The organism is Pseudomonas mediterranea CFBP 5447 (assembly GCF_000774145.1).
Classification (GTDB): Bacteria; Pseudomonadota; Gammaproteobacteria; order Pseudomonadales; family Pseudomonadaceae; genus Aquipseudomonas; species Aquipseudomonas mediterranea.
The window spans coordinates 224,697-238,574 of sequence record NZ_KN322986.1 but is presented as its reverse complement, the minus strand read 5'-3'; the positions used below and the strand labels follow the sequence as shown (position 1 = coordinate 238,574).

The 13,878-nt window shown below is 64.3% G+C and carries 11 protein-coding genes; 10 read left to right on the top strand and 1 reads right to left on the bottom strand.

Translation table 11 applies throughout. The features are described 5' to 3' along the window. Window positions 1-151 precede the first annotated feature (151 nt). The 3 genes from N005_RS17890 to N005_RS29810 are packed head-to-tail and all read left to right on the top strand — an operon-like array spanning window position 152 to window position 6,729. Window positions 152-6,070, top strand: coding sequence for an Hpt domain-containing protein (locus tag N005_RS17890; RefSeq protein ID WP_047702435.1), 5,919 nt, complete (start codon window positions 152-154; stop codon window positions 6,068-6,070). Beyond that, entirely contained in the window at window positions 6,063-6,536 is a 474-nt protein-coding gene (locus tag N005_RS17885; protein ID WP_047702434.1) for a chemotaxis protein CheW, read from the top strand. The genes N005_RS17890 and N005_RS17885 overlap by 8 nt, the downstream gene beginning before the upstream one ends. Before the next feature lie 58 nt (window positions 6,537-6,594). Continuing rightward, the gene (locus N005_RS29810; RefSeq protein ID WP_265086332.1) at window positions 6,595-6,729 is read left to right on the top strand and encodes a hypothetical protein; all 135 of its coding nucleotides are present in this window, start codon (window positions 6,595-6,597) and stop codon (window positions 6,727-6,729) included. 186 nt (window positions 6,730-6,915) lie between these two features. Here the strand turns inward: N005_RS29810 and N005_RS17880 are convergent, their stop codons facing one another. Continuing rightward, entirely contained in the window at window positions 6,916-7,425 is a 510-nt protein-coding gene (locus N005_RS17880) for a hypothetical protein (protein WP_055137796.1), read from the bottom strand. A 420-nt stretch (window positions 7,426-7,845) separates the two neighbouring features. Between N005_RS17880 and mdcA the strand changes: the two genes are divergently transcribed. The 7 genes from mdcA to mdcH are packed head-to-tail and all read left to right on the top strand — an operon-like array spanning window position 7,846 to window position 13,868. After that, a complete protein-coding gene (mdcA, locus tag N005_RS17875; protein WP_047702432.1) occupies window positions 7,846-9,516 on the top strand; it encodes a malonate decarboxylase subunit alpha in 1,671 nt (556 codons plus the stop codon). Then, a complete protein-coding gene (locus N005_RS17870) occupies window positions 9,516-10,391 on the top strand; it encodes a triphosphoribosyl-dephospho-CoA synthase (protein WP_047702431.1) in 876 nt (291 codons plus the stop codon). Before mdcA ends, N005_RS17870 begins: the two co-directional genes overlap by 1 nt. Continuing rightward, window positions 10,391-10,690, top strand: coding sequence for a malonate decarboxylase subunit delta (locus N005_RS17865; protein ID WP_047702430.1), 300 nt, complete (start codon window positions 10,391-10,393; stop codon window positions 10,688-10,690). The genes N005_RS17870 and N005_RS17865 overlap by 1 nt, the downstream gene beginning before the upstream one ends. Then, complete coding sequence (locus N005_RS17860; protein ID WP_047702429.1) at window positions 10,683-11,534, top strand: biotin-independent malonate decarboxylase subunit beta; 852 nt, start codon at window positions 10,683-10,685, stop codon at window positions 11,532-11,534. The genes N005_RS17865 and N005_RS17860 overlap by 8 nt, the downstream gene beginning before the upstream one ends. Then, window positions 11,531-12,334, top strand: a complete 804-nt coding sequence (gene mdcE / locus N005_RS17855) for a biotin-independent malonate decarboxylase subunit gamma (protein ID WP_047702428.1) — start codon at window positions 11,531-11,533, stop codon at window positions 12,332-12,334. The genes N005_RS17860 and mdcE overlap by 4 nt, the downstream gene beginning before the upstream one ends. Continuing rightward, complete coding sequence (locus N005_RS17850; protein ID WP_047702427.1) at window positions 12,328-12,951, top strand: malonate decarboxylase holo-ACP synthase; 624 nt, start codon at window positions 12,328-12,330, stop codon at window positions 12,949-12,951. The genes mdcE and N005_RS17850 overlap by 7 nt, the downstream gene beginning before the upstream one ends. Next, window positions 12,948-13,868 (top strand): malonate decarboxylase subunit epsilon, encoded by a 921-nt coding sequence (mdcH, locus tag N005_RS17845; protein ID WP_047702426.1) that lies wholly within the window; start codon window positions 12,948-12,950, stop codon window positions 13,866-13,868. Before N005_RS17850 ends, mdcH begins: the two co-directional genes overlap by 4 nt. The last annotated feature ends 10 nt before the right edge of the window (window positions 13,869-13,878 follow it).

Here is a 13,878-nt window from a genome sequence, read left to right as displayed (position 1 = left end):
GGCGAGGAGAATCATGTGGGAGCAAGGCTTGCCCGCGATGAGAGCGACGCGTCAGGCCGGAGATTGAGCTGCCCTTATCGCGAGCAAGCTTTGCTCCCACAGATGAATCCTCCCGCCACAAGGAGGGTGTATTTGCCGGATTGGAGCGGTTATGGGTGATCGGCACGACTATGTGGCCCTGGAATGGGTCAAGGGCGAGATTGCCGAAACGTTGAAGCAGGCTCATCTGGCCCTCAACCGCCTGGTGGATGAGCCGCAGGCGGCGGATGCCCTTGAACAATGCCTGGCCTGCATTCACCAGGTGCATGGCGGCCTGCAGATGGTCGAGTTCTATGGCGCGGCGTTGCTGGCCGAAGAAATGGAACACCTGTGCGTCGCCCTGCAGGACAACCGCATTGCCCATCGCGAAGAGGCCGTCAGCCTGTTGAGCCAGGCCTTGGGACAACTGCCGATATATCTGGATCGCATCCAGGGTGCCCGCCGCGACCTGCCACTCGTGGTCTTGCCGCTGATCAACGACCTGCGCAGTGCCCGGGGCGAGAGCCTGTTATCGGAAACCAGCCTGTTCAGCCCGGAGCTGCCCGATATCGCGCCCCTCGGCGATGCGGCTCTGAAGCGGCTCGAGCCGGCGGACCTGCCCGGCACCTTGCGCAAATTGCGCCAGACCCTGCAAATGGCCCTGGTGGGCCTGTTGCGCGAGCAGGATGACGCCACCCACCTCGGTTACCTGGCCAAGGTCTTCCATCGTCTGGAAGGACTCTGTGCCGGGGCGCCGCTCAATGCCCTGTGGCAGGTGGCGTCGGCGCTGGTCGAAGGCATGCGTGACGGACGCATCGCCAACAGCCCGGCCTTGCGCAGCCTGTTCAAGGAAGCCGACAAGGAACTCAAGCGCCTGCTCGACCAGGGCATGCCCGGCATCAATCAACCGGCACCGCCGCACCTGCTCAAGAGCTTGTTGTTCTATATTGCCAAGGCCGAACATCCCAGCGGGCAGATGCAGATCATGAAAGAACGCTACTCACTGGACGACGCGCTGCCTGACAGCGCCATGCTCGACGAAGAACGTGCGCGCCTGGCCGGGCCCGACCGCGATGCCATGCGCTCGGTGCTCACCGCGCTCTGCGAGGAACTGGTGCGGGTCAAGGAGCGGCTGGACCTGTTCGTGCGCAGCGACCGCCAGCACGCCTCGGAACTGGACAGCCTGCTGGCGCCCCTGCGGCAGATCGCCGATACCCTGGCGGTGCTCGGTTTCGGCCAGCCGCGCAAGGTCATCATCGATCAACTGGCGGTGGTACTGAGCCTCTCCCAGGGCCAGCGCGAGCCCGATGACGCCACTCTCATGGACGTTGCCGGTGCTTTGCTTTATGTCGAGGCCAACCTCGCCGGCATGGTCGGCACCGTCGAGCCTGAAAGTCGCGAAGACAGCCAACTGCCCACCACCGACCTGACCCAGATCCATCAGATCGTCATCAAGGAGGCCCACACCTGTCTGCAACAGGCCAAGGACATGATCGTCGACTACATCGACGCCGACTGGAACAGCGAGCAGTTACAGACCCTGCCGGCGCTGTTGACCCAGGTCCGCGGCGCACTGGCGATGATTCCCCTGAGTCGCGCCGCCGGCCTGGTGGAGGCTTGCAACGGATTCATCCGCGACCACTTGCTGCTGGGCCAGGCCCGGCCGGATTGGGAAGAGCTCGACCACCTGGCCGACGTGATCACCGGCCTTGAATACTACCTGGAGCGCTTGAGCGAAGACCCGGAAACACCGGGCGAGCCGCTGTTGGATGGGGTCGAGGGGAGCCTGGCCGCGCTCGGTTATCTTCCGGACGAAGCCCGGGTGCCGTTGCTCGATGACGTGCTGAGTCCCAACGAAGCCCAGGTCATGCAGGATTTGCAGGAGCTGGATGATCCACAGACCGTGCAGTCCCTCGCCGACATGCTGGCCAGCCCGGTCTCGGCGGTCAACCCGCCGGCCAGGAACACGCCGGGCAGTCTGCTGCCGCCTCCGGTGGATGAGCATCCGGTGGACGAAGAGTTGCGCGAGGTCTTCCTCGAGGAGACCGCCGAAGTGCTGGAGGTGCTGCACGAGTATCTGCCGCGCTGGGCCGCTCAGCCCGCTGACCAGGTCGCCCTGGTCGAAGTGCGCCGGGCCTTCCATACGCTCAAGGGCAGCGGCCGCATGGTCCGGGCGCTGGTGCTGGGCGAACTGGCCTGGGCAGTGGAGAACCTGCTCAACCGGGTGCTGGAGCGCAGTGTCGAGCCGAGTGCTGCGGTCCTGCAACTGGTGGATGACACGGTGCGGCTGCTGCCCGCGCTGGTCGCCGATTTTGCCGCCCATCTCCAGCGCCAGCGCGATGATGTCGACCGCCTGGCCGCACGCGCCCACGCCCTGGCCAAGGGCAATGATGAGCTCGATGAAGACCAGGGGGACGTGGCTGCCCTCGACCCGCTGCTGTTGAAGATCTTCGACAAGGAGGCCCAGGGGCATCTCGCCGGTCTCAATGGTTTTCTCGACCAGGCCGCCGAACACCTGCCCTTGCAGGCCAGCGACGAATTGCAGCGCGCCCTGCACACCCTCAAGGGCAGCGCATCGATGGCCGGGGTGTTGCCGATTGCCGAGCTGGCCGGGGCGATGGACCAACTGGCCCGGGAATACCGGGTGCACCTGATCGCCCTCGATCTGGATGAAGTCGAGTGCCTGCTGGAAGCCGAAGGCCTGCTGCGCCTGGGCCTGCGCCAATTGCACAGCGATCCGCTGGCGCCGATCCCCGGGGCCGCGGACCTGATCCAACGTGCCCAGGCCCTGTTGGCCGAGCGCCTGCAGGCGGTCAGTGGTACTTCGGACAATGGCGCGCGGAACAAGCGCAACCCGCAACTGATCAACGATTTCCTCGCCCAGGGCATGGATATCCTGCTGGACGCCGAAAACCTGTTGCACCGCTGGCAGCAGCACCCCGGCGAGGGCCAGGAACTGAGCGCGTTGCTGGATGAGTTGACGACCCTCGGCGAAGGCGCGCACCTGGCCGACCTGCAGCCGGTGGACGAACTCTGCGAAGCCTTGCTCGACCTCTACGGCGCTGTGGAAGAAAGCAGCCTGGCGGTCAGCGACGAATTTTTCCAGCAGGCGCAACAAGCCCACGAAGCGCTGATCGACATGCTCGATGAGTTAGCGGCTGGCCAGCATGTACATCCACGGCCCGAGCGGGTACAGGCCCTGCACGCGTTGCTCGAGGCCGGTCTCGACCCGTCGGCCACGGGCCTGATCCGCAGCGATGGCAGCCGCACCTTGAGCATCCGCGAGCTGGGTCATGCAACCGCCGAACTCGAACGCGACGTGCCCGCTGACACGTCGATAGACGACATCACCTCGATCTTCCTCGAAGAGGCCCAGGACATCCTGGAGAGCGCGGCCCAGGCCCTGCACCGCTGGCTGGCCGACCCGGACAACGGGGCGCCGCTGTCCTCGTTGCAGCGGGACCTGCACACCCTCAAGGGCGGCGCGCGGATGGCCGATATCCGGCCGATCAGCGATCTGGCCCAGGAACTGGAAAACCTCTACGAAGGCCTGGTGGATCGCCGCTACAGCCATAGCGATGAGCTGGCTCACCTGCTCAACAGCAGTCACGAGCGCCTCGACCTGTTGCTCGGGCAATTGCAGCAGGGCCAGACCCTGGGCGATCCGGTTTCGCTGATCGACGCCATCCGCCGGTTCCGCCAGGACAAGCCGAACGCCATCGAAGGCGCCGGGTCGATCCCGGGCGACGCCGCCGGACACGATCCCGAGCTGCTGGAAATCTTCCTGGAAGAAGGTTTCGACATCCTCGACAGTTCCGGCGCGGCCTTGCTGCGCTGGCAGGCCGAACCGTCCAATCGCCAGGCGGTGGAAACCCTGCTGCGGGACCTGCACACCCTCAAGGGCGGTGCGCGAATGGTGGAGATCGGGCCTATTGGCGACTTGGCCCATGAGCTGGAAAACCTCTATGAAGGTTTGTCCGCGGGCCTGTTGCAACCGACGCCGGCGCTGTTCGTCCTGCTGCAGAGCAGTCATGACCGCCTGGCCCATATGCTCGATGCGGTACGGGCCGGTCTGGCGTGCCCGCCGGCGGACCGGCTGATTGCGCAGATCCAGGCGGTCAACCACCCGCAGGACAGCGAGACGCCGGCTCTGCCGCCCGCCGTGGCCCCGGTCATGCCCGCGACGCCCGCGCCCGCCAAACCCGAGCCAACTGCATCGGGCGACGGTGCGGACATGGTCAAGGTGTCCGCCGAACTGCTGGACGACCTGGTGAACCTGGCCGGGGAAACCTCGATCTTCCGTGGCCGAATCGAACAGCAAGTCAACGACGCACACGTGGCCCTGAGCGAAATGGAAACCACCATCGAGCGCATGCGCGACCAGCTGCGACGCCTGGACACCGAAACCCAGGGGCGGATCCTCAGTCGCCAGCAAGTGGAAGCCGAGCGCCTGGGCTACGAAGAATTCGACCCGCTGGAGATGGACCGGCATTCCCAGTTGCAGCAGTTGTCCCGGGCGCTGTTCGAGTCCGCCTCGGACTTGCTCGATCTCAAGGAAACCCTGGACCGCAGCAACCATGACGCCGAGACCCTGCTGCAGCAACAGCGGCGCATCAACACCCGGCTCCAGGAAGGCCTGATGCGTACGCGCATGGTGCCGTTCGAGCGCATGGTGCCGCGGCTCCAGCGCATCGTCCGGCAAGTGGCCCAGGAGCTGGGCAAGGATGTGGAGTTCGTTGTCGATAACGCTGAAGGCGAGATGGATCGCAACGTGCTGGAGCGCATGGCCGCGCCGTTGGAACACATGCTGCGCAACGCCGTCGATCATGGCCTGGAACCGGCCGACGTGCGCATCGCCGCAGGCAAGCCGGCCCGTGGACGTATCAGCCTCGACCTGTCCCGGGAAGGCGGCGACATCGTCTTCGACATCCGCGACGACGGCGCCGGCGTACCGCTGGACGCGGTGCGGCGCAAGGCGATCAAGCGCGGGCTGCTGGCGCCGGACAGCGACATCAGCGACCGCGACGTGTTGCAGTTCATCCTGCAGCCGGGGTTTTCCACCGCCGAGAAAATTACCCAGATCTCCGGGCGCGGCGTCGGCATGGACGTGGTCCACGAAGAAGTGCGGCAACTGGGCGGCAGCATGGTCATCGACTCGACCCCGGGGCAAGGGGTGCATTTCCGCATCCGCCTGCCCTTTACCGTGTCGGTCAACCGGGCCTTGATGGTGCAGTGTCACGAAGACCAATATGCGATCCCGTTGAACACCATCGAAAGCATCGTGCGGGTGCTGCCCGCCGAGCTGGAGGCTTATTACCAGCTCGATCCACCGACCTACAGCTACGCCGGGCAGCGGTATGAGTTGTGCTACCTGGGCGAGCTGCTGAAAACCGCGCCCCGGCCGAAACTGCTGGGCCAAAACCAGCCCTTGCCGCTGTTGCTGGTGCAGTGCAACGAACGGCATGTCGCGGTACAGGTGGATGCCACCGTCGGGACCCGGGAGATCGTGGTCAAGAGCCTCGGCCCACAATTCTCGGCGGTGCAGGGCCTGTCCGGCGCGACCATCCTCGGTGACGGTCGGGTGGTGCTGATTCTCGACCTGTTGGCGCCATTGCGCGCCATGCCCAGCCAGGTCCCACGTCGGCCGGTACTGACCGAAGGCGAGGGCGAGCATCAACGGCCGTTGCTGGTGCTGGTGGTGGACGACTCGGTGACGGTCCGCAAAGTCACCAGTCGCCTGTTGGAGCGCCATGGCATGCACGTCCTGACCGCCAAGGACGGCGTGGATGCCATGGCGCTGCTGAGCGAACACACCCCGGACCTGATGCTGCTGGACATCGAAATGCCCCGCATGGACGGCTTCGAAGTGGCGACGCAAGTGCGCAACGACCCGCGCCTGGCGCACCTGCCGATCATCATGATCACCTCCCGCACCGGCCAGAAACACCGCGACCGGGCCATGGCCATCGGCGTCAACGACTACCTGGGCAAGCCCTATCAGGAGTCGGTGTTGCTCGAGAGCATCGCCCACTGGAGCAAGACCGATGCATGACCACCGCACCCGTTACCTGACCGGGCTGCTGTTGCCCCTGGCCGACCGGCACCTGGTGCTGCCCAACGTGGCCGTGGCCGAGCTGATCGACTATCAGCGCGGCACCTTCGATATGGACACTCCGCCGTGGTTCCTGGGCTGGGTCAGCTGGCGTGAACGGCAGATCCCGCTGCTGAGCTTCGAATCGGCCTGTGACCAGAAAACCGTGATTGGCGAGCGCGCCCGCATCGCGGTGCTCAATGCCCTGGGCGGTCGCGCGGAACTGAAATTCATCGCCCTGCTGGTGCAGGGCATCCCGCGCTCCTACAAGCTTGATAGCCAATTGAGCTACGTCGACGTGCCGCTGTGCGGGCTGGAGCAGGCGGCTGTGCAGGTGGGCGAGCATGTGGCGAAGGTGCCGGATTTGCTGGCGTTGGAAGAACTGGTGATCGCTGCCGGACTCATTAGTCCCTCTGCGAGGACTTAAGACTGATGAGTCCCAAAAAGGGACCTAACGTTCCCTTTTTGGGACTCATGGTTTCACCATGGATCATCTCTCTCTTAGCGATGCATCCGAATACGAAGGCTATGTGGATGAAGATCATGAGCTTCTCGCTCAACTGATCGAGAATGCTCTGGAACTGCTGGAGCGGGTTCGGCGACTGATGGACATCTGCTGATCCTGGCGCAAGCCCCGAAATCTGAACTCAACTACAAACCCTGTGGGAGCGAGCCTGCTCGCGAAGGCGTCGGAACCGTCGACGAAAAGGTTGTCTGAGTCATCGCAATCGTGAGCAGGCTTCCCACACAGAGATCAATCGGGATTGGACGCATCAACCCTCGCGACGACAGGGTTCATGTACGGATTATTCATACTGCAAGGAGACCCGTTGAACCCGGATGTTATCAATGTCCACCTTACGGAATGTCTCAAAGTCTGAACCGCCTCGCGTACAGATCCAGATCTGCTTCGAGCTATCTGCGAAAATGTGACCGATAAAGCCCAAGGTTACCGAGTGCCACTGATTGAGTTCAGCGTCGGGCTCCGTCCAGTTATTGACCAGTTGTCTTGTTGTTTCTGTGGTAATCGTGATTGCGATCATTTTCGCTTCTCCCGGCTCCAGGGGATGAATGCGATAGTCGAACGTTACTTGATACTGAGCCTTGCGCTCCTCATCCTCTTGAAAGACAAATTCTTTAAAGAGAGAGGGCTGGAGGCCTAGAGGGTGATCCGGAGATCTTTCCAGCTTTCCGGACCAGTACGTATTCGTGCCTTTTTCGGTCTTGAGCTCGCCACCGGGTCGAATTCCCGAGCCATTCTGCCATCCGTTCCAGTTACCTTCTTTAAAGTCGGTGAAGTCCTCAAACTTCTTCATTTTTATTACTCCCATCGCATGCGCTTTTGATCCTGTCCGTGGGGCCGGACATTGGAGATCGCAGCGCAACTATTCGGCGCTGCAAATGGCGGATTGGCTACTGTCAGGATTGACAGGCCAAAGCGGCCCTTCCACAGAGGGTCTTCATCACAACAATCATGAGGTTAACCACATGCACTGTGGGAGCGAGCCTGCTTGCGATAGCGGCGGCCTATTCAGAACAGATACAAGCTGACCCACAGCCATCGCGAGCGGGCTCGCTCCCACAGGGCTCGCGCATGCAGGAATACCGCGTACACCCGTTCCCACACAGATTCCAACCATTACTCCAAGCGTAACGATCCGCCGTCGAGCTTGATTGATGCCCCCGCCTCATCACTCCTAAGGTAACCCCCACGACAGCGAACCCGTGGAGTGGTCATGACAACAACAATATCCCCCGACTCGCGCTGGACGCGGCGGCGCGGCGAAAAGCAGCGGCGTCTCGAACAGGTGAAGGGCATGGTCGATGGCGTGGTATTGCCCACCGACCGGATCGTCGAGGCATTGCAGGTCTTGATAGAGCCCGGCGACCGTGTGGTGCTGGAAGGCAACAACCAGAAGCAGGCGGATTTCCTCTCGCGCTCCCTGGCCAAGACCGATCCTTCGAAGCTGCACGATCTGCACATGATCATGCCCAGCGTCGGCCGCTCCGAGCACCTGGACCTGTTCGAACGCGGCATTGCCCGCAAACTCGATTTTTCCTTCGCTGGCACCCAGAGCCTGCGCATCAGCCAATTGCTGGAAGACGGCTTGCTGGAAGTCGGCGCCATCCACACCTACATCGAACTCTACGCCCGGCTGGTGGTGGACTTGATTCCCAACGTGGTGCTCTCGGCCGGTTTCATGGCCGACCGCGCCGGTAATATCTACACCGGCCCCAGCACCGAAGACACCCCGGCGTTGATCGAGCCGGCGGCTTTCAGCGATGGCATCGTCATCGTCCAGGTCAACCAGTTGGTGGATGACGTCAGCGACTTGCCACGCGTGGACATCCCGGCGTCCTGGGTGGATTTCGTGGTGGTGGCCGACAAGCCGTTCTACATCGAACCGCTATTCACCCGCGACCCGCGCCACATCAAGCCTGTGCACGTGCTCATGGCGATGATGGCGATCCGTGGGATCTACGAAAAACACAACGTCCAGTCCCTCAACCACGGCATCGGCTTCAACACCGCCGCCATCGAGCTGATCCTGCCGACCTATGGCGAATCCCTTGGTCTGAAGGGCAAGATCTGCCGCAACTGGACCCTCAATCCCCACCCGACGTTGATCCCGGCCATCGAAAGCGGTTGGGTCGATAGCGTGCACTGCTTTGGCACTGAACTGGGCATGGAGCATTACATCGCCGCCCGGCCGGATGTGTTCTTCACCGGCCGCGATGGCTCGCTGCGCTCCAACCGCATGGTGTGCCAACTGGCCGGCCAGTACGCGGTAGACCTGTTCATCGGTGCCACCCTGCAAGTGGATGGCGACGGTCATTCCTCAACGGTCACCCGAGGCCGACTCGCCGGTTTTGGTGGTGCGCCGAACATGGGCCACGACCCCCGTGGTCGCCGTCACGGCACCCCGGCCTGGCTCGACATGCGCCACGGCGACGGCGAGGCTCCGCTGCTCGAACGCGGCAAGAAGCTGGTGGTGCAGATGGTCGAGACCTTCCAGGAGGGCGGCAAACCAACGTTCGTCGACACCCTCGATGCGGTGGACGTGGCGAAGAAAGCCGGCATGTCGCTGGCGCCGATCATGATCTACGGCGACGACGTCACTCATCTGTTGACCGAAGAGGGCATCGCCTATCTGTACAAGGCCCGTTCCCTGGAAGAGCGCCAGGCGATGATCGCAGCGGTTGCCGGGGTCACCGCCATTGGCCTGCGCCACAACCCGAAAGACACTGCCCGCATGCGCCGCGAAGGGCTGATCGCCTTGCCCGAAGACCTCGGCATCCGCCGCACCGACGCCACCCGCGAATTGCTCGCCGCCAAGAGCGTGGCCGACCTGGTGGAGTGGTCCGGCGGCCTCTACAACCCACCCGCCAAGTTCAGGAGCTGGTAATGCGCGCACACAACCTGCAACCGAAACCCCTGACCCTGGCCGAACGGCTGGCGGACCTGGCGGTGGATGCGCTGATCGACGAAGCGGACCTGTCGCCCAAGCCGGCACTGGTGGACCGCCGCGGCAATGGCGCCCATACCGATCTGCACCTGGGACTGATGCATGCCTCGGCGCTTTCCTTGTGGCCCGCCTTCAAGGAAATGGCTGACGCGGCGATGGCGTTCGGCGAGGTGGGCCTGCCGCTGCGCGAAGCCCTCGGGCGCATCGGTCGTGAAGGCGAAGCGGCGATGCTTGCCACCACCGGCGGCGTGAATACTCATCGTGGCGCGATCTGGGCGTTGGGCCTGCTGGTGGCTGCTGCGGCGCTGGAAGCTGAATCCAGCACGGCCAGCGCCGTCACCTTGCGCGCGGCACGCCTGGCGCTGCTGGAAGATCGCTACGCACCAAGACCCCTCAGCCATGGCGCCCAAGTGGCCCAGCGCTATGGCGCACGCGGCGCAAGGGAAGAAGCGCAGCTTGGCTTTCCTTCGATCATGCAACGCGCACTGCCGCAACTCAGGCGCAGCCGCACCCAGGGCCATGGCGAGCAGAACGCCCGGCTCGATGCCTTGCTGGCGATCATGACCCAACTGGCGGACACCTGCGTGCTGTACCGCGCCGGCGAAGCCGGTTTGCAGGCCATGCAGACCGGCGCCCAGGCGGTACTGGATGCCGGTGGCAGTGCGAGCCTCGACGGCCGCCGCCGGTTGCACGCGCTGGACCAACAACTGATTGCATTGAACGCCTCGCCCGGTGGTGCCGCCGACCTGCTCGCGGCCTGTCTGTTCATCGACCGTATCGAGTCGGGTGATAGCGTCATCCAGGGAGTTTGCTGATGGAAACCTTATCCTTTGAATTCCCCGCCGGGCAGCCGCCACGGGGCCGGGCGCTGGTGGGCTGTGTCGGCTCGGGCGACCTGGAAGTGCTGATCGAGCCGGGACTGGCAGGCAAGCTGACCATCCAGGTGCAGACCTCGGTCAATGGCAGCGAACAACGCTGGCGGCATCTCTTCAGCCGGATGTTCGACGGCCAGGTGCCGCCCGCGCTGTCCATCGACATTCACGATTTCGGCGCGACCCCTGGCGTGGTGCGTTTGCGCCTGGAGCAAGGTTTCGAGGAGATCGGCCATGACTGACAGTGCAGCGTTGCTCAACAAGCACAGCTTCGTCGAACTCGGCGCCCGGCAACGGGCGAGGGCCTTGCTCGATGACGGCACGTTTCGCGAACTGCTTGACCCGTTCCAGCGAGTCATGTCGCCGTGGCTGCTGCGTCAAGGCGTGGTGCCGCAAAGCGACGACGGCGTGGTGATCGCCAAGGGCAGCATCGACGGCCTGCCGGTGGTGCTCGCCGCCATCGAAGGTGCGTTCCAGGGCGGTAGCCTTGGCGAAGTGGGTGGGGCGAAGATCGCCGGCGCCCTGGAGCTGGCCGCCGAGGACAACCGCAAGGGCATTGCGACCCGTGCGGTGCTGCTGCTGGAAACCGGCGGCGTGCGTTTACAGGAAGCCAATCTCGGGTTGGCGGCCATCGCCGAGATTCATTCGGCCATTGTCGACCTGCGCCAGTATCAGCCGGTGGTCGGTGTGGTGGCTGGCAGCGTCGGTTGCTTTGGCGGCATGTCCATCGCCGCCGGGCTGTGCAGTTATCTGCTGGTGACCCAGGAAGCGCGGCTGGGATTGAACGGCCCGCAAGTGATCGAGCAGGAAGCCGGCATCGAGGAATACGACGCCCGGGATCGCCCGTTCATCTGGAGTCTGACCGGTGGCGAGCAGCGTTTCGCCAGCGGGTTGGTGGATCGTTATGCAACCGATGATGTGCAACAGATCCGCCAGCAGGTCAGCCAGTTGTTGCACCTGGGCGTGCCCGCCGAACACCGCAGCGGCCAGGCCGAGTGGTTCCTGCAACGTCTGGCCCGGTTGGACACTGACATGCAGATCGAACCCGCAGCGGTTCGCCAGTTGTATCAGGGAGAACGCCCATGAGTTCGTATTCATTGAGAGGCTTGCGCTGGTTCGAAGCCTTGAGTGGTGGCGCCGAGCCGCTGGCAGGATTGCCCGCTTCGGTGAAAGTCGCCGACGCCAGCTTGAGCGGGCAGACCGTGCGCCTGTTGGCGGTGGTGGCCGATCCCGATAATCGTTTTCCCCGAGCGCGCAACGGTGAGGTCGGCCTGCTGGAGGGCTGGGGCCTGGCCAAGGCGGTGGATGACGCCATCGAGGCTGACCGTGAGGCGTCCGCCAAGCGTGCGCTGATCGCCATCGTCGATGTGCCCAGCCAGGCTTATGGTCGCCGGGAAGAAGCCCTGGGCATCCATCAGGCGCTGGCCGGTGCGGCGGACAGTTACGCCCGTGCCCGATTGGCCGGTCACCCGGTGATCGGCTTGCTGGTGGGCAAGGCGATGTCCGGGGCCTTCCTGGCCCACGGCTACCAGGCCAACCGACTGATTGCACTGCGCGATCCCGGGGTGATGGTCCACGCCATGGGCAAGGCCTCGGCGGCGCGGGTGACCCTGCGCAGCATCGAAGAGCTCGAAGCCCTGGCCGCCAGCGTGCCGCCGATGGCCTATGACATCGACAGCTATGCCAGTCTGGGGCTGCTGTGGGAAACCCTGTCGGTGGAGCAGATCGAACAGCCATCGGCGAACGATCTGGCCCGGGTCAGCCACTGCCTGCAACAGGCGATCAACGACGTGGCCGGTGCGCCTCGGAACTTGAGCAGTCGCCTGGGCGCGCCCCATCGGGCCGCGTCCAGCCATGTTCGTCAGTTGCTGAGTGCGCAGTGGTGAGCACCTTCCTGGCCCACGACCTGCTGTGGGGGATGACCCCGCAGTATTTGACTTTGGATGCGCCGGCGTGGGCTGTGCAGGCCCTCGGCCTCGGGCAACCGGTGGTGGTGCGACGGGCGCTGACGGCGCCGGGACAGGTGGCGGTGGGCGTTCGTGGCCGGACTCGGGAGCAGCGCTACGCCGCGTTGATGCCGCGCTCGGCGATCCAGCGTCGGGTGCGCCCGGAAGACCTGTGCCACATCGACTGCCAGCGGGATTTGCCGGCCCTGCAGGTGCTGTCTCGCCTGCGGCCGATGCTCGACGCCTGCGGCTGGACCTGGGGCATCAGCGGCAGCGCCGGGTTCGAACTCGCCAGCGGCATCGAGGCATTGCATGAGTGCAGCGACCTGGACCTGATTCTGCGCACGCCACAGCTGATGGATCGCAATCAGGCCAGGGACTTGCTGGCGCAACTGGATGGTTCGGTGTGCGCCGTGGACATGCAGTTGCAGACCCCATTCGGCGCTGTGGCCCTGCGCGAATGGGCGGGTTCGTCACGCCGGGTCCTGCTCAAGGATGACATCCAGGCTCGGCTGGTGAGCAATCCCTGGCAGTCGTCGCTGGAGCAAGTCGCATGAGCAGCCTCCTGGTGTTTCCCGGCCAGGGTGCGCAGCGGACGGGCATGCTCCATGGCCTGGCGCCGTACGTGTTGGCCGAGGCGAGCGATGTGCTCGGTGAAGACGTACTGCAACTGGACAGCGCCGAGGCCTTGCAATCGACCCGCGCCGTGCAGTTGTGCCTGTTGATCGCCGGTGTGGCGGCGTCACGCTGCCTGCTGGAACAAGCCCCGGCGCCGGACTACGTGGCGGGGCTGTCCATCGGCGCGTATCCGGCCGCGGTGGTGGCGGGGGCGCTGGGGTTCGAGGATGCGTTGCGACTGGTCAGCCTGCGTGGCGAACTGATGCAGCAGGCTTATCCACAAGGTTACGGCATGACCGCGATCATAGGCCTGGACCTCGCCGTCGTGGAAGGGTTGCTGGCCCAGGTGCACAGCGATGCAGCGCCGGTCTACCTGGCCAACATCAATGCCGATCACCAAGTGATCATTGCCGGCAGCGACGAGGCCATGGCGGTCGTTGCCAGCCGCGCACGCCTCCAGGGCGCCGGCAAGGCATGTCGCCTGGCGGTGAGCGTGCCGTCCCATTGCCCGTTGCTGGAGAGGCCGGCGCGAACATTGGCCGAGGCCTTTGCCGACGTACCGTTGCAAGCCCCGGCATTGGGTTATCTCAGCGGCAGTCGCGCCCGGCCAATGACAAAGCCCGACGCCTTGCGCGACGACCTGGCTTTCAACATGTGCCGCGTCGTCGATTGGCGCGGCACGGTGCAAAGTGCCTATGAGCGCGGCGTGCGCTTGCAGATCGAGCTGCCACCCGGTGCGGTGTTGACCGGGCTGGCACGCCGGGTGTTCGAGCAGGGCACTGTCATGGCCTTCGACGGTGCCCGGCTCGATACCCTGCAAGCGCTGCTCGCAGAGGAGGGAAGCCGCCAACCCTAGATCACCGACT